We start from the raw sequence: 18538 nt of genomic DNA, 5'->3' as shown, positions 1-18538 counted from the left end.
ACCGACCTCATCTACGAGATGGAGAAGCACGACGACGTATTGCGCGAGAAAAATGACTACATCTCAAGCGTATACGAGGAGCTTGCAGGCGAAGTGACTGATGAGAAGCTACTTCTTGCGATGGTTGCCAACCAAATTTTAGAGGGCATCTACTTTTACAGCGGCTTTACAGCGATCTACGCTCTAGCTCGCGCTGGCAAGATGCTAGGCTCAGCGCAGATGATACGCTTCATTCAACGCGACGAGATCACGCACCTGCTTTTGTTTCAAAACATGATAAATTCAGTCCGCAAAGAGAGGCCTGACCTCTTCACACCTGAGACTGAGGCGAAAATTTATGATATGTTTGAAAAAGCTGGAAATTTAGAGATCAAATGGGGCAAATACATCACTCAAAATCAGATAATGGGCTTTACTGATGATATCATCGAGCAGTATATCCACTATCTCATCGACCAACGTCTAGTTGCGATCGGTCTAAAACGCAAATATAACGTTGCTCACCCGATCAAATGGGTCGATGACTTTGCGAAATTTAACGACCAAAAGTCAAATTTCTTTGAAGCAAAGGTGACAAACTACAGCAAGGGAAGCATCAGCTTTGATGACTTTTAAAAATGGCATCTTAGCCCTTACCTGCATGCTTTTTATAGGGTGTGCGAGCAGTAGCCAAAGAATAATTGATCAAGCAAATAAAAATAATCTCGAAAATTTCTACGCCTACAAGCTTGTCAAGATAAAAGAGACAAGCCAAGCGGAAGTCTATCAAGAGATGCCAAACGGCGAAATTGCACCAAGTTTCGCGCCACTAGGATCCGTGCTAGGAAATGACGTGATGCTTGGCATAAACAAGCAGTGTGGCTTTGAGCCAAAAGACCTAAAAGAGGTAAGAGTAGTTTCGCATGATGAGGCTAGAGGTTTTGGCTTTGAAGTCTGGGTTTTTAATGATCCTCTCTCAGAGAGATGATAAAATCACAGCTATAAGCGTTATTTTAAAAGCTACACCAAACATAGGTGGCACGGATATAAACTGCAAAATTCCAAAAGACTGCCATGATGAAAAACCCATAACATTTGTATTTGGAAAATAAATGAGCGAAATTTTAAAGCTAATAAGCCTAACTTTAAAGGCAAAAAGTGCTACCCAGCGGCTAGAAGAGCTTGCAAATTTAGTTGAAACGGCGCCTGAAAACTCGCTCCTGCTTGCAAGTGAGCTTTGCATCAGCGGATATGACTTTGACGGCTTTTTTGCTGGCTCAAACAAAGCGATGCTTGGTGGCATGATAGGTAGCTTTGATGCGATGCTGCTTGAGCGCTTACAGGAGGTACTTAGCCCAGATAAATTTCTTGGTTTTACGCACCTTACCAGCCTAAATAAAAGCGCAGGGCTCGCTCAAATTTCAAATATAAATCCGCATCAACCAAAAATTTATAACGAATTTTTGCTTCTTAACTCAAACAACGTCTTTCATTCGCAGTTTAAGGCTGAGCTCTTTAGGCCAAATTTAGAGCATGAAATTTTTGCTGCTGGAGAGGTGAGCGAGATAAATGCTTTTGATTTTAAAGGGCTAAAACTTGGCGTGCTGATATGCTTTGAGCTACGTGATAGCAGGCTTTGGGCAAAGCTAAGAGGCTGCGACATCATCATGGTGCCAGCCATGTGGGGAAAGGCTAGAGAAGAAGCCTACCTTAGTCTTTGCAAGGCGCTTGCCATCGCAAACAACTGCTACGTCATGATCTCAAGTTCGCTTGATCTAGAACGCGCTGGGGTCTTTTTGCCAGATGGCACACTGGTACAAAATGCAATTTTTGACGCAAATTTGATCACACAGGTAAAGAAAAATTTAGGGCTTTTATAAATTTTAAGATAAGCTTTAAATCGTATAATAACGATTTAAAATTTGTTTAGGATAGAAATTTTGACCCAATTAGAAGCGATAAAATGCCAAAATTTAGCTAGCGACATAGCCGACGAGATCACACTAAGCCCACTTTTATTTGACGCTATATCAAAAACCGAGCGCGAAATTTTCGTACCTATCCCTGCACATGCTTACAAGCTTGACGCACAACCAATCCTTGGCAACCAGTGGATCAGCTCGCCGCTAACCGTGGCAAAAATGACTATGGCGCTAGAGTGTGAAAATATGGACAACATCCTAGAAATAGGCTGCGGCAGTGGCTATCAAGCAGCGATATTAAGCAAGCTTGCGCATAGAATTTTTAGCGTGGAGCGTATAGAAAAGCTAGCCATGGAGGCGAAAAAACGCTTTGAAACACTAAAAATCAGAAACGTGCACGTAAGATATGATGATGGCAACAACGGCTGGCGAAGCTACGCACCGTTTGACCGTATCTTGCTCTCGGCTGCTGCTGACGAGATCTCACCAAATTTATTTGCTCAACTAAAAAATGGCGGTATCTTGGTCGCTCCAATGAAAAAATATGGCAAGCAGTTTATCGCTAAATTTGAAAAAGACGAAAACGGAAATTTAAAAAAGGAATACTTGGACGAGTGCCTTTTTGTACCACTTCTTGAAGGTAGGGCGTAAGCTAAGAAGAGGCAAAGCCTTAAGCTTTGCCAAAAAATTAGAATTTATAAGTATAGCCCGTATAAAGTCCTACACTTGTATCTCTTAGTTGAGCGCCGCTATTTTTCTTATAAAAAGTTTTATCGGCTTTTAAACCAAATTCAATCGCATTGTGTGCATCAAATGAGTAAGCACCACCCGCTTTTGCACCAACTAGCAAACCTTTGAAATTTTTCTTGCTCGTTTCATTTTCAAATCTCTCTCTAACACTTAAATAACCAAGACCAGCGTATCCACCAAGCACGGCTTTAAAATTTTCAGTGATGTTTGGTGTATAGTCGGCACCGGCTAAAAGCTTGTGTTTGCTCCATTTTGCGTCTGATTCGCCAGCATTTTTTCTAGCTTTAAAGTCGTAGTAATAGCCGCCATACGCTCTATAGCTATCAAAGTCATAACCACCATAAAAGCCAAGGCCGTAGTGGCCTTTTTTAAAGTTATTTCTCTCACTGTTTGCTATGTTTTTTGTTTTTATTTTTGAATTAAACGAATAATCACCTTCGCCGCCAACAAATGCACCTTGAGCTAGTGCCGCTGAACTTACTAAAGCTAGAACCAAGCTCGATTTTACAAGTAAATTTTTCATACTTCTCCTTTCGAAATTTTTATGATTTTACAGTCAAGCTTTTAATCTATATGAAATTTAAATTTAACAAAAATCTTGTTTTTCGTTTATATATAAGTTTTTGTGCCGGCTAGAGGGTAAATTTTATAAAAGTACTAGTTACTAGAGAGCAACTATTGTCCATTAAACTTATAAGCAATTAGACCCAATGCTATAAAATTTCCCTTATCAACAACTGCGGTGTAACAAGTCCGCGGAATGAATTTTTAGATACACAAAAGATGATATCTATCATATCACCAACACGAACGTGTTTAGTGAAGTTGAAAAATAGTGCCTCAAGCGTTTTGTTGTCCTTTTGCAAGATAAGTTTTAGATGATTTTGATCCCTTCCTATAAGCCTCTCGTTTTTAACGATGGCATTTTCTATCTTGAAAACTGGACGTGGATTTTTCTGTCCATACGGCTCGTAAAATTCTAAAATTTCAAGCAATTCAAAGTCAATCTCACTTGGCAATATATCGCCAAGCAACTCATCTGAACTTTTACTCTCTTGTATATTTAGGCATGAACAACTTTTATTTATCTCTTCTTTAAATTTTTGCAAATTACCAGGCTCTAGTGTTAGACCAGCTGCTCCCTTATGGCCACCGTAACTTGTCAGTAGCTCTTCTTGGCTCGCGATAAGCGATAAGATGTCTAGCTTACCAACACTTCTAGCACTTCCTTTTGCACGGCCTTTATCTATACTAAAAACGATAGCTGGCTTTGAAAAATGTTTTGCTAGACGACTTGCCACTATACCTATCACGCCCTCGTGCCACTGCTCACCCCATGTGATAATAACTTCATCATCTTCTGTTATATCTTTTAGTGAGCATTCAAAGAGTTGACGCTCCTCTTCTTTTCTGGAGTTATTAAATTCAATAATCATATCAAGGTAGTCATATGCTTCTTCGATACTTTTTGCACGTAAAAAGTTAAATGAATTCATCGCATCATCCATGCGGCCAGCGGAATTTATAAGTGGAGCTATAAGAAAACTAATGTCATCACACTCGAATTTCTCTTTGCCGTAAAACTCCTTTATGGCACAAAATGCTGAACGCTGTGATGCATTTAATTTGCAAATACCAAGGCGAACAAGCATTCTATTCATATCCCTTAGCTCCATCATGTCGGCTATTATTGCAATAGCTAGGAGCTCTAAGAATTTGCTCATATCGTAATTTAGTCCAAAAACATCTTTAAGAGCTCCAACCAAATACCAAGCCACCTCGGCTCCACAAATTTCTATATTTGGAAAATTGCAGTCTTCTTGTTTTGGATTGATAATCGCATAAGCCTCTGGAAGAATGGCTGGTGGCATGTGGTGATCTGTAATGATAAGATCAATGCCCTTTTCTTTACAAATAATAGCTGCATCATTTGCTGAGATGCCATTATCAACAGTTATGATCAGGCTTATATCGTTTGCGAGTTCATCGATGATCTCTGGGTTTAAGCCGTATCCGTCCTTAAATCGATTTGGGATCTTTACTAGATAGTCCTTCACTCCAAGATCATCAAAAAACTCAGCTAAAATAACACTTGAAACAACACCATCAACATCATAATCGCCAACAATGGCTATGCGCTCATTTTTCTCGATCGCTTCTTTTATGCGATTAGCACCCTTGTAGATATCTTTTAAGGCACTTGGTGTTGGAATTTCACTAAGTTTTTTGTGAACGTCGTTACAAAATCTATGTGCTAGTAAATTCCTTATATCCTCTTTATTTAACATAACTTTGGCAAGAATTTATATAAGCCTTGCCAACTTTTTTTGATACTATTTGCCCTCTTAAATCAACGCCGTTATTGCCAAAAAAATGGCTATAAAAGTACTTCTTTTTCATCGCAATCTTTCGTCTTTATTTTGAATGCCTTGATTATATCTTTTTGAAATTTAATTTCTTATAATTTTAAGTAAAAGTAGGATTTATAGGGCTAAGGATATGTTTGAAGGCTATATTAAATTGATAGTCTTTACAAATTTATCATTTTAAAAAACGGCGAGATTTAGTAAAATTTACACTATTTGCATTCTAAATTTATCGCCGCTTTCGTCCTGTTTTACTCCAAATTTTGCAAAAACTCCGCGTATTCTCTGGCTCCGCGCTCTAAATCGTCCTGGCTTGATACGTAGTCCACGCCCGGAGTCTCCTCGGCGCCGTAAAATGCGAAAAAGTCGCGGTAGTCGGCGCGAAAATAGTATTTAAACGCAAGCTCAAACGGCGTAAGAACCTCGCGCAAGCTAAAATGATAGCGTCCTTGCGGGCAGTAGTCGCTCTTTTTGATGCCTGCGGTCACGGCTAGCGCGACCTTGCGGCCCGCTATGCCGTCCGAGTTGCGTCCGTAGGCAAAACCGTGCGTCATCACCGCGTCGATCCATGATTTTAAAATTGGAGGGCAGGAGAAGTTGTGAAGCGGAAACTGCAAAACGAGGGCGTCGTGGGCTCTGATGAGCTCTTGCTCGCGCACGGCGTCGATATTGCTGCCTCCGTAAACCTGCGTCAAATTATGAACGCTAAAGTGCTGCGGCTCTTTGAGAGCCTCTTGTAGCAGGCGTTTGTTTATGACCGAGTTTTGGATGTCTGGGTGGGCTAAGATGATTAGAGTTTTTATTTTTCTCCTTAAAAATTTATAGCAAAAAAGTGGATTTATTTGGTAGATAATTTAGATAAAGACAGCAAAATTTAAAAGAATTTTTAGAGCCGATTGGCTCTAAATTTAAGATTTGCTGTTTCCTAGGCTTGCCTTGATAAAGCCTAATATCACAGGATTTGGTCTAGTTAGGCGACTGGTAAATTCAGGGTGACACTGCACGCCGATAAACCATGGATGATCTTTGAGCTCAATAGCCTCTATCAGCCCGTCACTCTCGCCACTTACCACAAGTCCAGCTTTTTCGAAAGTCTCTTTGTATTTTGGATTTGCCTCATAGCGGTGGCGGTGACGCTCTTTTACACTCTTTGCATTGCCATAAATTTCAGATAAAAGCGTCTTTGGTTTGATATCACAATCATAAGCACCAAGTCTCATTGTGCCGCCAAGTGGGCTTGTGTGAGTCCTGATTTGCTTTTTGCCATGAGCGTCAATGAAGCTATCTATTAGATAGATGATAGGGTTTTTGCACTCTTTGTCAAACTCCATAGAATTTGCATCTTCTAGACCAAAAACATCTCTTGCAAATTCAATCATCGCAAGCTGCATACCAAGACAAATTCCAAGATAAGGAATCTTGTTTTCACGAGCAAATTTTATAGCCTGCATCTTGCCTAAAACGCCTCTTTCGCCAAAGCCTCCAGCCACCAAGACACCATCAACGTCTTTTAAAAGATCATTTACATTCTCTTCTTCTATCTTTTCGCTATCTATCCAACGCAAATTTACTCTAGTATCGAGATTTGCTCCTGCGTGGATGATGCTTTCTGTTAGACTCTTATAGCTCTCTTTTAGATCGATGTATTTACCCACAAATGCTATTGTGGTTTCATTTGTCGGAGCGATTATTCTTTTTACAAGGCTATCCCAATTTGACATATCTGGCCTTAACTCATTAAAGCCTAAATTTTCAGCGATCGGCACTAGGATGTCTTGTTTTAAAAATGATAGTGGAATTTGATAGATGCTTGCACTATCAAGGCTTTCTATGACGCAGTTTTTCTCTACACCACAGCTTGCTGCGATCTTATCTTTTAGCTCGCGATTTAACGGCATTTCAGACCTACAGATGATGATATCTGGGCTTATACCAATGCGTCTTAGCTCGCCAACACTATGCTGGGTTGGCTTTGTCTTTAGTTCGCCAGCAACCTTGATAAATGGCACAAGCGTTAGGTGGATATTTAGCGCTCTTTTTTTGCCAACCTCTACTCTTAAAGCTCTAATGGCTTCTAAAAATGGCAACCCCTCGATGTCACCAACAGTTCCACCGATCTCAACTATGAGCACATCTTTGCCCTCGCCTGCTTTTTTTATGCGGTCAACTATCTCGCCAACGATATGCGGGATAACCTGTATAGTTTTTCCAAGGTAGTCACCACGTCGCTCTTTTTCGATGACTGAGCTATAAACTCTACCGGTTGTGAAGTTATTATCTTGACTTAGGCTCTCATCTAAAAATCTCTCATAGTGGCCAAGATCCAGATCTGTCTCCGCGCCATCATCTGTAACAAAAACCTCTCCATGCTCCAATGGACTCATCGTGCCTGGATCTACGTTTATATATGGGTCAGCCTTTAAAACACTCACCTTTAGACCAGAATTTTTTAGTAATGTCGCGATAGACGCAGCTGCGATGCCTTTTCCAAGTGAGCTTAAAACGCCACCTGTAATAAAAATATACTTCGTCTCTTTTGCCATCAAAATTTCCTTAACTTTAGTTATTTTTTTATCTGCCGATTATACCCCTTAAATATTTAGTAAGGCATTAATCGTGCAAATTTTAAAAATTATTCTTTAAGTCTTTTTGTTATAGACTTCAAAAATCATGATAAAAAACTGCTTAAAAAACATCGCCTCTTTATATATAGACGGCTTTAAAAACATGAAAATAGGCAAGAAATTATGGCTTCTCATAATAATAAAGCTTATCATTATGTTTGGAATTTTAAAGGTCTTCATCTTTGACGAGACTCTTAATACCAAATTTCAAACCGACGAAGAAAAAAGCGAATTTGTAATTCGAAATTTAATAAAGGAATAAAATGTCTGAGATGGATTTTGTCGACTGGTCTAGGGCACAGTTTGCGCTAACCGCCATTTACCATTTTTTGTTTGTCCCACTTACTCTGGGGCTAAGTTTTATCATCGCTATCATGGAGACGATATATGTCAAAACTGGCGATAAAGCATGGCTTGAGATAACGAAATTTTGGCTAAAGCTCTTTGGTATAAATTTCGCTATCGGTGTGGCTACTGGTATCATCATGGAGTTTGAGTTTGGTACAAACTGGGCGAATTATAGCTGGTTTGTTGGCGATATCTTCGGCGCTCCGCTTGCAATAGAAGGCATACTTGCATTTTTTATGGAGAGTACATTTTTTGCCATTATGTTTTTTGGTTGGGATAAGGTTAGCAAGAAATTTCACCTACTTTCAACATGGCTCGTTGCGATCGGTTCAAATTTAAGTGCACTTTGGATCTTAATCGCAAATGGATGGATGCAGTATCCAATCGGCATGAAATTTAACCCAGATACCGCTAGAATGGAAATGGAAAATTTCTTCGAAGTCGCACTAAATCCTCTTGGCATTAGCAAATTTTTACACACAGTAACTAGCGGTTATACCATCTCAGCTATTTTTGTGATAGGAATTTCTGCTTGGTTTTTAATTAAAAAACGCCACATATTACTAGCTAAAAAAAGTATTGTGGTTGCTAGCGCATTTGGTCTTATCACATCAGCATTTTTACTACTTAGCGGCGATGAAAGCGCATATTTTGTAGCTCAAAAGCAGCCTATGAAGCTTGCTGCGATGGAGGGACTTTATAAAGGCGAGAAAAACGCTGGTCTAGTTGCTGCTGGTATTTTAAACCCAGCTAAAAAGCTTGGCGATGACACTGAGCCATTTTTACTTGAGATAAAAGTACCTTATGCGCTTGGTATCATGGCAAACAGAGAGCTTGACTCATTTACACCGGGCATCAACGACCTGCTTTATGGCAACAGCGAACATAATCTCATGAGTGTTGAAGAGAAGATGGTAAAGGGCAAAGTAGCTATCGAAGCTCTTAAAAACTACAAAGAAGCCAAAAAAGCAAATGACGAGAGCCTAATGAAAACTTCGCTTTCAAATTTAGAAAGCAACCTAAATTTCTTAGGATATGGCTATCTTAAAGACGCAAAAGAGGCTGTACCGCCAGTTGCGCTTACATTTTATAGCTTCCACATCATGGTAGCACTTGGTACATATTTTATAGCTCTTTTTGCTATTACGCTCTATCTAAATCTTTCAAAAAAATATAAATTTGAAAACATAAGAGCATTTTTGTGGGTTTGTGTATTTACCATACCGCTTGGCTACATCGCAGCTGAAGCTGGCTGGATAGTAGCAGAGGTTGGTCGTCAGCCTTGGGCGATACAAGATCTCATGACCGTTGGCGTTGGAGCTACAAATTTAGCAGACTCTAACGTGAAAATTTCATTTACATTATTTGCTGTTTTATTCACGATTTTACTAATCGCAGAGATCAAAATCATGATTAAACAAATAAAGATAGGATTTAATGACCATGCATAGTTTAGGTTTAGAAAATTTACAAATTTATTGGTGGTTTATAGTTAGCCTTCTTGGCGGACTTTTGGTCTTTATGATGTTTGTTCAAGGCGGCCAGTCGCTAATCTTTAGCCTTGGCAAAGACGAGCTTAAAAAAGATATGCTCATAAATTCTATCGGTAGAAAATGGGAGCTTACATTTACGACGCTTGTTATGTTTGGTGGCGCGTGCTTTGCGGCATTCCCGCTATTTTACGCTACTAGCTTTGGTGGTGCTTACTGGGTTTGGTTGGCTATTTTATTTTGCTTTATAGTCCAAGCTGTAAGCTACGAGTACCGTAAAAAGCCTGATAACTTCTTAGGAGCTAGAACTTATGAAATTTTCCTTTTCATAAATGGCTCACTTGGCGTTATCCTTATCGGTATGGCTGTTAGTACATTTTTTAGTGGCAGTGCGTTTGTACTAAATGAACACAACTTTGTCGAGTGGAAGACTCCATTTCGCGGCCTTGAAGCTTTGGCAAATCCTTATTTGTACTTGCTTGGCATAGCGATGTTTTTCCTATCTCGCGTAGGTGGCTGCTTATATCTTATGAACAACATCGCTGATGGCGAATTTATACAAAACGCTAGAAAGCAACTGCTTGTCAATACCGTACTATTCTTGCCATTTTTCCTAGGCTTTCTTGCTTGGATACTTACAAAAGACGGCTTTGCATACGACGCAAATGGCGTAGTTAGCCTAGTGCCTTACAAATACGCTATAAATTTGATCGAGATGCCTATCGTTGGCGCACTGCTACTTGTTGGCGTTCTTTTGGTACTTGTTGGAATTTTCCAAGGAGTATTTACAAAAAGCATTCGTGGAATTTTTGCTTACGGCCTTGGCGTTACGCTAGCCGTGACTGCACTATTTTTAATAACTGGCCTAAATGGCACGGCATTTTATCCGTCATTTAGCGACCTTGCTAGCTCGCTAACTATCAAAAATGCAAGCTCTAGCCACTACACACTTGGCGTTATGGCTTATGTTAGTTTACTAGTGCCTTTCGTGCTTGCCTACATTGTCATAGTTTGGAGAGCGATAGACAGCAAGAAGATCACGCAAGACGAGATCAAAAATGATCATCACGCATACTAAGGATTATAGATGTTAGAAGCAGGAATTTTTTTGATACTTTGGCCAGTGACATTGTTTGCTAGCTACAAATTTGTACTATTTGCTTTAAAGAAATTTGAAGCAAATAACTAAAATTTAGGGGCTTTTGCTCCTAAATTTATTAAATCATTCTATTAAACATATCTACTAAATTTTAGTCATACTTTAAGATTTAATCCCTTTTTTATTTACTGATATTAAAATTTAATTTGAGCATATCTTTGAGCAAGCCTTAGTTTTTTATTATTTTATAAAAATAAAATATTATAAATTTCTACAAAAGGAGCGAAAATGAGCAAGAATTTCTTAGGTTCTGTTGCCCTTGCGGCTGTTTTGGTTGGTGGTCTTAGTGTAGGCATCACGCCACTGAAGGCTGGAGTCCTAGCTCATCACGTAAAGGTTCAAGGCGAACTTGGATCAGTCTTTATAAACCCTTACGACGTATCTCCGCTAACTGCGATCATCGATAGAGCCGGCAAAGACATCAAAGATATCCACGTCAAGGTAAAAGGCAAGCCAGATGGTGGTATCGACATTGACTACAAGGTCTCAGAGCATGCCCTGCTCACACATGACGGCGTGCCTGTTTGGGGACTTTATCCTGACTATCTAAACGAGGTCGTCGTTAGCTACACATTTAACGGAGCTAAAAAGGTAGAGACATATAAAATTTATGCCCAGCCTATCGTCACATATAGCCGTGATTATAGGTTCTCACACATGCAAAAAACTCGCGTCAAAAAGGTCGATCCTGCGTTTAAAAATAGGCTCTATCTCATAAACAACACGATTACGAGCGTCTACAAACCGCTTGATTGGAAAAATGGCGGAGCTGCTAGCTGGAACGACTTTACCGAAAACTACATCGTAGATACCAAAGGCGAGGTCAGATGGTACCTTGACTATCAGAAATTTTACGACCGAAGCGAGCGCAGAGTGATGGACGGAGGCATGATGATGGGCTTTCATCAGCTCAAAAACGGCGATATCAGCTTTGGTATGGCACAAAGGTATCTTAGATATGACCTCATGGGTAGAGAAATTTACAACCGCCCACTTCCAAGAGGTTATATCGATCTAAGCCACGAAGTTATGCCACTAAAAGATGACCATTCACTTCTTAGAGTTGGCAAATACAACTACCACCACAAAGATGGCAGAATTTCTCACACCATAAGAGATCACATCATCGAGGTAGATGGCACCGGCAAAGTGGTCGAAGAGTGGGATCTAAATGAAATTTTTGGCAACAACGTCTACCGCAGCAACCTCATAAAAGCGCTTGATACTAGAGCTGTTTGCCTAAATATCGACATGGACGCAAAAGAGATCAAGATAAGCGATGATCTACCATTTGGCGATATCACATCTACTGGCACTGGCAGAAACTGGGCTCACGTAAACTCTATCGCATACGACGAGAGCGACGATAGTATCATTCTCTCACTTCGCCACCAAGGTATCGTCAAAATTGGCCGCGACAAAAAAGTAAAATGGATACTAGCAAGTCCAGAGGGCTGGAGTGAAGAGTTTAAAGCTAAAGTGCTAACTCCAGTAGATAGCAAAGGCAATAAGATAAAATGCGAAAACTCAAAATGCGAAGGCGAATTTGACTGGTCATGGACTCAGCACACTGCATGGCTAACACCAAGATATGACAACAAAGGCAGCATAAAACACCTAAGCGTCTTTGACAATGGCGACGGAAGAGGTATGGAGCAGCCAGCGTTTAAAGAGGATAAATACTCACGTGCAGTTGAGTACAAGATAGATGAGAAAAAGGGTACAGTCGAGCAGACTTGGCAGTTTGGTAAGGAGCGTGGCTTTGACTTTTACAGTGCAGTCACCAGCAACGTCGAATGGCAAAAAGATAAAAATACCTACTTTATCTCAAGCTCAAACGTAAATTTGCTTAAGCCAGATAAGACTATCAAAATGGTCTTAGTAGAGATCGATCCAAAGACAAACGAGGTCAAATTTGAGATGGATGTAGACTCTGCATCAAGAGATGATGTTGCTTATAGGGCGATGGTTATTGATCCTGAAGTGTTTAATTATTAGGAAGTATTTGGTGCGAGACCCTCTCGCACCCATTATGAGTTGTTATTTTGAAATTTATAGATTGCTTCTTTGACGCTAGTTAGATTATAGTTTATCGCTCGCTCTAACTCAGGCAAACTAAGATTTTCATTTGCATCAAATGCCGTTGTTATCTCATTTAGCTCTTTTGTCTCATCACTTATAAGTATTGTACTTTTAAAATCAGCATCATCTATCTGGCCAAATTTTAAAAAGATCGACTTAAGCTTATCTCTTAGAACTTCTTTATTTAGTTTTTTATTTTCTAAAGCTTTCTTTGTTCCACCATTTTTATTACAGGTTCTAAATATCGAATCTATTATTTCGTTGACTTCATCAAGTAAAATTTCTATTTTTTCATTTTTCATACAAAAACTCTCTTAATTATAAAATAAATTAAAAATTCAACAAAACCAATTTCTTCTTTATGCAAGAAGAAAATATTAAATTTGTTTTTGTCTCATGATTTTCATAAAAATTACCATTAGTGTTTAAATCTATTGAGAATGTTTTGGTTTGTATTGGTATTAATTTTACACTTCCTTGTTTCATTGGAATTTTCCATCCTTGTTAAAAAATTTTATCGCATTGTATAAATTTTTATAAACTTTGTAAATTGTACCTGAGTACAATAAAGCCCTATAAGTAAATATTTATAACACATTGGTGATAATTTTACATTATTAATTTATATGCCATTTTGATTAAAACCAAGCCTATTTCATTATTATTTTACTCACCTTTTTAGGATTTTTGAAAAATTAAAAGTGTTATTTGCATAATAAAATTTATTAAAAAAATATCAATTCTCAACAAATATTAAATTTTATATAGCTCTACTTTTATCCGCGCGCATTTAAAATGAGAGTATTTTACATTTAGAATGAGAGTGGGATAAGGATAAAATTTGGTTCACTATCATTTTAAATGTAAAAAATATATTTTTAAATAGCTTTTTACAACCTTTTAAAACATATTAAATAACTAAAATTTTAACCCTCAAACTCTATATCTATTTCATACCCACTCGTGCTAAGCTTATGGCTTACTTCTTTTATGCTAAACTCATTTGCTTCTAGCCCAGGAACTCCACCAAATTTAATCTTGCCGCCTGCTATGATATTTTTCCCTTCGCAGCTACATCTGCCATTTATTCCGCCGCGTTGTAGCTCATTAAGTTTAGCTTCTGCCTGTTTAAAGGCCTCGTTATCACTCTTTGGCTGAGCTATTTGCATTTTATATACCTGATCTGCACTTCCCACCTTAATACTTTTTACTTTACCAGCTTCAATATCTTGCCACTCTACTATTACGGCCGTATAAGAGTTTCTATTAGCTTCAGTAATCTCTAGCGAATAAAGATCAGTTAAATTAAGTGCAAAAGTAGGTAGGCTTTCATTTTTTGGAGTATTGCTCGTTTGCGTTTCATCTCCTTTGGCGTCTTTGGAGGCTATGATGATAGTAGCGTTTTTTACGGCCATGATAAAACCGTAATCAAAGCATAATCCGTATAAGAAATCTAGATCTCCTACATTGTTTTGTAAGACGGAGGCGATGTTTTGATCTTGCCCGGACGTTTTTACGGCAAGCTTGTTTTCGGCAGCTATTTTCTTTGCTATTTCAAATACGGTGGTCTTCTCCCAGCTTCTACGCTTTTTGATCTTTTGAGGGCTTGCGAAGTTTACGGCAGTGGCTCTTACTTCGGTGGTTTGGTTTTTATAATCCCTGCTAGCCGTTTGCACGCTAAACGAGCCGCAAAGATAAAGATCGTCCCCGTATCCTAGCCAAAGTTTAAGACCATCTCCGAATATGGGCTTGGCGTATATACCGCTAACGTTAAAGCTTATCTCGTCGCTTTTGCTGCCTTCCTTGTCGTCAAAATTTAGACTGATGAGATTTGCTTTGATGATCTCCGTAATATCTTTACCGTTTGCTTCGAGCTTAAAATTAGGGTGTTTTACCATAATTTGGCCTGTTCTTTGGTTTTTTCTTTAATTTCGGGCAAAAATACCTTATCGCCCGCTTTAAGCGTAGCGGCTAGTTTTGGGTTTAGGGCTAACACCTGCTCGAAAAATCTTAAATGTCCATAATGAGCATAAACGATAGTATCGAGCCTATCGTTATCCTTGGCTATGAAAATTTTAGTCATAATCTCTCCTAAGCTCCAAACTAAAACTCTGCGTAAAAAACGCTCCGTTTGGGGTAAATACGGCTTGTTTTTCGCTGATTTTAATAACCGCAAACCTGCCGAAATATTTGCCGTTTCCGTTGGTTAGCGCATAGCTTTGCCTACCGCGGGCTAGCTCGTAAAGCCTTTTTAACGCCGTTTGTTTATCGCCGTTATAGGGCATGGTCTGGCCCTCTATGTTCACGGTTTGGCTTCCTAAATTTGCCGCAAATAAAACGGGGTGATTTTGGATACGATCCTGCGAGCTTATGCCAAACTCGGTCTCTAAGGATATACCGCCTACTTGTTTCCAGTTAAATTTAAAGCCTCCCAGATTTAAGACCATATCTCTACCTTTGCTCTCTTATTTCGGTGTTGGCGCTGTTAAATTCATCTCTTTTAAGCGCCTCTTTGACGCTTCTTGTTATTTGAGCTTTAAAGCTTTCCAGATCGAATTTGCCGTTATTTGAATTAAGCAAAAAATCGCCGTTAAAGCTTATATTTATATTTGCCCCGCTTGCGGTAGCCGCTACTGCGGCAGCTTGCGGGGAGACGGGTTTAGACGCCGCGAATAAGGCCTCTTTGGCCTTTATCGGCGCGTTTTGAGGTTCTGCGTCGTTAAACCAAGAAAAAGGGTTATACCAGTTGCTCTCTTTGCCGTCTCCTATACCAAGAGCGTCTTTCGTCCAATCAGTAGCCGCCCCGAGCGCGTCGCCGATAGAGCTAACTGTATCTACGACCCACTGAAATTTTTCGGATACCCAGTCGAAAAAACTTCCGAACATAGATCTCCACCACCCTACTACCGAATCGAATATAGAGCTAAAGAAATTTGAAGTAGCCTCCCAATAGGGCTTTACGCTCTCCCAGATATTTCCAAAAAAGGCTTTTACTTTGTCCCAGTTTTCGATAATCCATGCCGCGCCCGCTCCGAGAGCTACCACCAGGGCTCCGATGCCCGTAGAGATGAGGGCTAGGCGCATTATTTTCATGCCGGCCGCGGCGGCTATAAAACCGGCGCGCAGAAAAGCTAACCCTCTACCTAGTATCAAAGAGGCGCCCGCGGCGATTTTCGTAGCTCCGCTCCAAGCCGCGGTTAGTATTAACGCCGATTTTAGCCTAGCGCCTACTAATAGCATACTTAACGCATGGGCTTTCGCTGCGAGCGTCGCGCCCGCTAAACTAAACGCGTGAGCGCTCCACCTAGCCGCCGCTACAAGATTTAAAGGATTTAAAAATTTAAGTATTTTAACGACGCCCAAAAAGCCGTCCGCAACGCTTAAAAGCGCGATTTTACCGATAAGTAAAAGCGGCTTAAACATCATAAAGCCCGCAACCGCGCTTACTATTACGGCGCTCGTCGTAGGAAACTTAGAGTTTAGCTCGCCAAGCGTACCGGCTATCCCGCCCAGCGCCGAAGCAAGGAGGTTCGCAAGCGGTAAAAACGTCTCTCCAAGATTTGAGCCTAAATTTCTCCACGCCTGCGTCAATCTTTCTATGCCTGATTTCGTAGTATCTAGCTTGGTTTGAAGCTCTTTTTGCATAGATCCTATCGCTTCGTTAGAGCGGGCTAATCTCATGTTTTCTTTAAGGGCGTCTATGTTGGTAACGAGCCCCGCGATTTCGTCGTTAAAATTTCCGCCCACTAGATCGTATAAAAGCCCTGCTTGCTTATCTTTATCGGCTTTTGAAATCGCTTCTAAAAACGTAGTTATCGCTCCCGCGGCGTCTTTAGTCAGAGCCGCTTTTAGATACCCGGCATCCATACCGATACTAGCTAACGCTTCTTGGAACGCTTTGCCTTTTTTATCCGCCATCGATAGGGTCGAATAAAGCGCGTTTAAGCTAGTGCCCACGACCGACGTAGCCTTACCCGTGCTTAGCATGGTAGAGCTAATCGCGGCGGCGTCGGTCGCGCTTAACCCGATTAGACTCGCATTTGCGGCCGTTAGCGACGTGGCTTCGAATATCTCGTCCGCGTTTGCGTTGGTTACTTTGTTATCGAGCAAATTTACTCGGTCGAAAAAGTCGTTTAATCGGTCTAAATTATCCATTTTAAAACCGACTTTCATATTATTGGCCGCATGGGACAGGGCGTCCGCGCTCATTTCAAACGCGACCGAGCCGGTAGCTAGCATCTTCGTATAGGCTACGAGTTCGTCCCCTTTTAAGTTGATTTTACCGCCGCCTACGGCTATTTGAGCGATATCGCCGAAGCTTTTTCCCAGCGAGGTGCTTAGTCCTCTCATGCTATTTTTTAACGTAGTTAAATTTTCGTCGGTGTCATCTACGTATTTTTTAACGTTCGCAAACGCCGCTTCGTCGTCGATGGCTAGCTTAATAGGCAAACCGATAGCCGCAGAGTTCGCGATAGCGCCTAGATTTGAAGTAAGTTCGCTAAAAAGCTCTTTTCTTGCCGATTTTATTTGCGCCGATAGGTTGGAAAGCTTAGCGCTATCTAGGCTCGTAACGGCGTTTTTGGCCTGCGAAATTTTACTTTTTAAACCGTCGAATCCCTTTTTTAACTCCGAAATTTGACTTAACCCTTTAACGGCTAGGCCTATACTAATACCGATTTGCGAGTTATCCATAATTTTCCTTTAATATGCTATAATCCGTGAAAAGGATTTAAAATGGCTTTTCTTGTTCCGATTTTTATATTTTTGTTTTTCTACGCCTCGCCGGTAGGGTTTTGGCAGACGTTAATCGCTTTGTTTTTCGGACTAGGTTTGTTAGGCGGCTTAATAGGCGGAGTTGGCGCTGTTTTAAACGCTCCTAGAATATTAAAAAAATCTAACTAACTCCGCTTTTAGCCTTTAAAATTCGCTCCGAGATTTTAACGAACTCGCTAAAATCTATTACGTCTAAATCTAAAATTTCGTTATAGCCGAACCCTAAAACGTAAGCTACCGACGCTACGGTCTCGTTATTTATACCGATTTTTCCGCCGGCTGCAAAAAATCCTTAATCACCTCCTCGATCGCTTTAAAATCGAGCATATCAAGACTTTCTACTTCGTCGCTTGACATATTAGCGCAGCTAACTACTAGCTTGATCGCTCTCTCGTCGTCGCTTTTTTCAAGCCCGGCTAGCTTCATAACTCTAACCGTAGGCGCGAAAATTTCTACTTCTTTGCCGTTAATAGGCAACTTAATCGTCGTTTTTCTCATGGTTTATCCTTTAATTTTTTATTATTCGCCCAAATTTGAGCGCACTTGCGCCAAATAATCGACCCCGCCTATCAGGCATATCATGTTTTCGACATCCAGTAGTGCTACTGGGACTTTGCCTATATTTATATCTAAAAAATGCACGGCTAGTTTAACCGTCACTTCCATCTCTTTACCGCTTTCAAAGCTACCCGGATCTATCTCTACTATATCTCCGGTAACCGCCATAGAAAATGGCTCGGGAGCGCCTTTACCTGCTTGGAATACGCTAGCTTTAAATAAAAAAGGAATTCTGTTATTCCAAGTATTTAGCCCGTATCCCAAATAGGTATTTTTATCGAGCACGCTTAGCTTAAATTCCATTTCCACCGGCTTTATCGTTCCGCTTGCGAAATTCCCGCCGAGCGCGCCTTTGGCTTCGATCGTCTCTTGTTCGATTTTCGGTATCGTAAGAGATTTGACGACGCCTAAATATCCTTGACCGTTTATGAATACGCTTGCTTCCTGGATGACCTGAGGAATTTGTCTTTTTACCATTTTTTACTCC

At 40.3% G+C, this 18538-nt stretch carries 21 protein-coding genes; 10 read left to right on the top strand and 11 right to left on the bottom strand.

Translation table 11 applies throughout. The features are described from left to right. The 5 genes from ACTTKV_RS05105 to ACTTKV_RS05085 all read left to right on the top strand — a co-directional run. Positions 1–615, top strand: a 615-nt coding sequence (locus ACTTKV_RS05105; RefSeq protein ID WP_442549560.1) for a ribonucleotide-diphosphate reductase subunit beta, incomplete at its 5' end; no start/stop codon positions are given. After that, on the top strand, positions 602–967 hold the full coding sequence (locus tag ACTTKV_RS05100) for a hypothetical protein (protein ID WP_442549559.1): 366 nt from the start codon (positions 602–604) through the stop codon (positions 965–967). The genes ACTTKV_RS05105 and ACTTKV_RS05100, both read left to right, overlap by 14 nt. Continuing rightward, entirely contained in the window at positions 945–1091 is a 147-nt protein-coding gene (locus ACTTKV_RS05095) for a hypothetical protein (RefSeq protein WP_442549558.1), read from the top strand. The genes ACTTKV_RS05100 and ACTTKV_RS05095 overlap by 23 nt, the downstream gene beginning before the upstream one ends. Next, positions 1092–1859, top strand: a complete 768-nt coding sequence (locus ACTTKV_RS05090; protein WP_442549557.1) for a carbon-nitrogen hydrolase family protein — start codon at positions 1092–1094, stop codon at positions 1857–1859. A 60-nt stretch (positions 1860–1919) separates the two neighbouring features. Further along, positions 1920–2552 (top strand): protein-L-isoaspartate(D-aspartate) O-methyltransferase, encoded by a 633-nt coding sequence (locus ACTTKV_RS05085; RefSeq protein ID WP_442549556.1) that lies wholly within the window; start codon positions 1920–1922, stop codon positions 2550–2552. Between the two features lie 37 nt (positions 2553–2589). Here ACTTKV_RS05085 and ACTTKV_RS05080 read toward each other — a convergent pair whose 3' ends face one another. The 4 genes from ACTTKV_RS05080 to ACTTKV_RS05065 form a co-directional block, all read right to left on the bottom strand. Then, a complete protein-coding gene (locus ACTTKV_RS05080) occupies positions 2590–3174 on the bottom strand; it encodes a hypothetical protein (protein ID WP_442549555.1) in 585 nt (194 codons plus the stop codon). Between the two features lie 190 nt (positions 3175–3364). Next, positions 3365–4939, bottom strand: a complete 1575-nt coding sequence (recJ, locus tag ACTTKV_RS05075) for a single-stranded-DNA-specific exonuclease RecJ (RefSeq protein WP_442549554.1) — start codon at positions 4937–4939, stop codon at positions 3365–3367. 329 nt (positions 4940–5268) lie between these two features. Further along, the gene (locus ACTTKV_RS05070) at positions 5269–5805 is read right to left on the bottom strand and encodes an NAD(P)H-dependent oxidoreductase (RefSeq protein ID WP_442549563.1); all 537 of its coding nucleotides are present in this window, start codon (positions 5803–5805) and stop codon (positions 5269–5271) included. 120 nt (positions 5806–5925) lie between these two features. Next, on the bottom strand, positions 5926–7560 hold the full coding sequence (locus ACTTKV_RS05065) for a CTP synthase (RefSeq protein WP_442549553.1): 1635 nt from the start codon (positions 7558–7560) through the stop codon (positions 5926–5928). A 127-nt stretch (positions 7561–7687) separates the two neighbouring features. Here ACTTKV_RS05065 and ACTTKV_RS05060 point away from each other — a divergent pair, with 127 nt between their 5' ends. The 4 genes from ACTTKV_RS05060 to ACTTKV_RS05045 all read left to right on the top strand — a co-directional run bounded on the left by ACTTKV_RS05060 (position 7688) and on the right by ACTTKV_RS05045 (position 12636). Next, positions 7688–7903 (top strand): DUF4492 domain-containing protein, encoded by a 216-nt coding sequence (locus tag ACTTKV_RS05060; RefSeq protein ID WP_442549552.1) that lies wholly within the window; start codon positions 7688–7690, stop codon positions 7901–7903. Position 7904: 1 nt separating this feature from the next. Beyond that, complete coding sequence (locus ACTTKV_RS05055) at positions 7905–9440, top strand: cytochrome ubiquinol oxidase subunit I (protein ID WP_442549551.1); 1536 nt, start codon at positions 7905–7907, stop codon at positions 9438–9440. After that, positions 9433–10557, top strand: coding sequence for a cytochrome d ubiquinol oxidase subunit II (locus tag ACTTKV_RS05050; protein ID WP_442549550.1), 1125 nt, complete (start codon positions 9433–9435; stop codon positions 10555–10557). The genes ACTTKV_RS05055 and ACTTKV_RS05050 overlap by 8 nt, the downstream gene beginning before the upstream one ends. 309 nt (positions 10558–10866) lie before the next feature. Beyond that, entirely contained in the window at positions 10867–12636 is a 1770-nt protein-coding gene (locus ACTTKV_RS05045; protein ID WP_442549549.1) for an aryl-sulfate sulfotransferase, read from the top strand. Between the two features lie 32 nt (positions 12637–12668). Here ACTTKV_RS05045 and ACTTKV_RS05040 read toward each other — a convergent pair whose 3' ends face one another. The 5 genes from ACTTKV_RS05040 to ACTTKV_RS05020 all read right to left on the bottom strand — a co-directional run bounded on the left by ACTTKV_RS05040 (position 12669) and on the right by ACTTKV_RS05020 (position 17412). Next, positions 12669–13022, bottom strand: a complete 354-nt coding sequence (locus tag ACTTKV_RS05040) for a hypothetical protein (RefSeq protein WP_442549548.1) — start codon at positions 13020–13022, stop codon at positions 12669–12671. Positions 13023–13646: 624 nt separating this feature from the next. Then, positions 13647–14618 carry a phage late control D family protein gene (locus ACTTKV_RS05035; protein WP_442549547.1) on the bottom strand — a complete coding sequence of 324 codons (972 nt, stop codon included), beginning with the start codon at positions 14616–14618 and terminating at the stop codon, positions 13647–13649. After that, positions 14612–14803, bottom strand: a complete 192-nt coding sequence (locus ACTTKV_RS05030) for a tail protein X (protein WP_442549546.1) — start codon at positions 14801–14803, stop codon at positions 14612–14614. The genes ACTTKV_RS05035 and ACTTKV_RS05030 overlap by 7 nt, the downstream gene beginning before the upstream one ends. Continuing rightward, complete coding sequence (locus ACTTKV_RS05025) at positions 14796–15167, bottom strand: phage tail protein (RefSeq protein WP_442549545.1); 372 nt, start codon at positions 15165–15167, stop codon at positions 14796–14798. The genes ACTTKV_RS05030 and ACTTKV_RS05025 overlap by 8 nt, the downstream gene beginning before the upstream one ends. A gap of 4 nt (positions 15168–15171) precedes the next feature. After that, complete coding sequence (locus ACTTKV_RS05020) at positions 15172–17412, bottom strand: phage tail tape measure protein (RefSeq protein ID WP_442549544.1); 2241 nt, start codon at positions 17410–17412, stop codon at positions 15172–15174. A gap of 42 nt (positions 17413–17454) precedes the next feature. Between ACTTKV_RS05020 and ACTTKV_RS05015 the strand changes: the two genes are divergently transcribed. Next, the gene (locus tag ACTTKV_RS05015) at positions 17455–17622 is read left to right on the top strand and encodes a hypothetical protein (RefSeq protein WP_180382143.1); all 168 of its coding nucleotides are present in this window, start codon (positions 17455–17457) and stop codon (positions 17620–17622) included. 129 nt (positions 17623–17751) lie between these two features. On the opposite strand, the gene ACTTKV_RS05010 is transcribed toward ACTTKV_RS05015, so the two are convergent. Both ACTTKV_RS05010 and ACTTKV_RS05005 read right to left on the bottom strand, forming a co-directional pair. After that, a complete protein-coding gene (locus ACTTKV_RS05010) occupies positions 17752–17991 on the bottom strand; it encodes a phage tail assembly protein (protein ID WP_442549543.1) in 240 nt (79 codons plus the stop codon). A 21-nt stretch (positions 17992–18012) separates the two neighbouring features. Continuing rightward, positions 18013–18528: a phage major tail tube protein gene (locus tag ACTTKV_RS05005; protein WP_442549542.1), complete on the bottom strand. Its 516-nt coding sequence runs from the start codon at positions 18526–18528 to the stop codon at positions 18013–18015. Positions 18529–18538: the final 10 nt, after the last annotated feature.

The sequence above is a fragment of the Campylobacter sp. genome, from assembly GCF_052169515.1.
Classification (GTDB): domain Bacteria; phylum Campylobacterota; class Campylobacteria; order Campylobacterales; family Campylobacteraceae; genus Campylobacter_A.
Note: the sequence above shows the minus strand (reverse complement) of the source record. Positions and strands in the feature narration are given on the sequence as shown.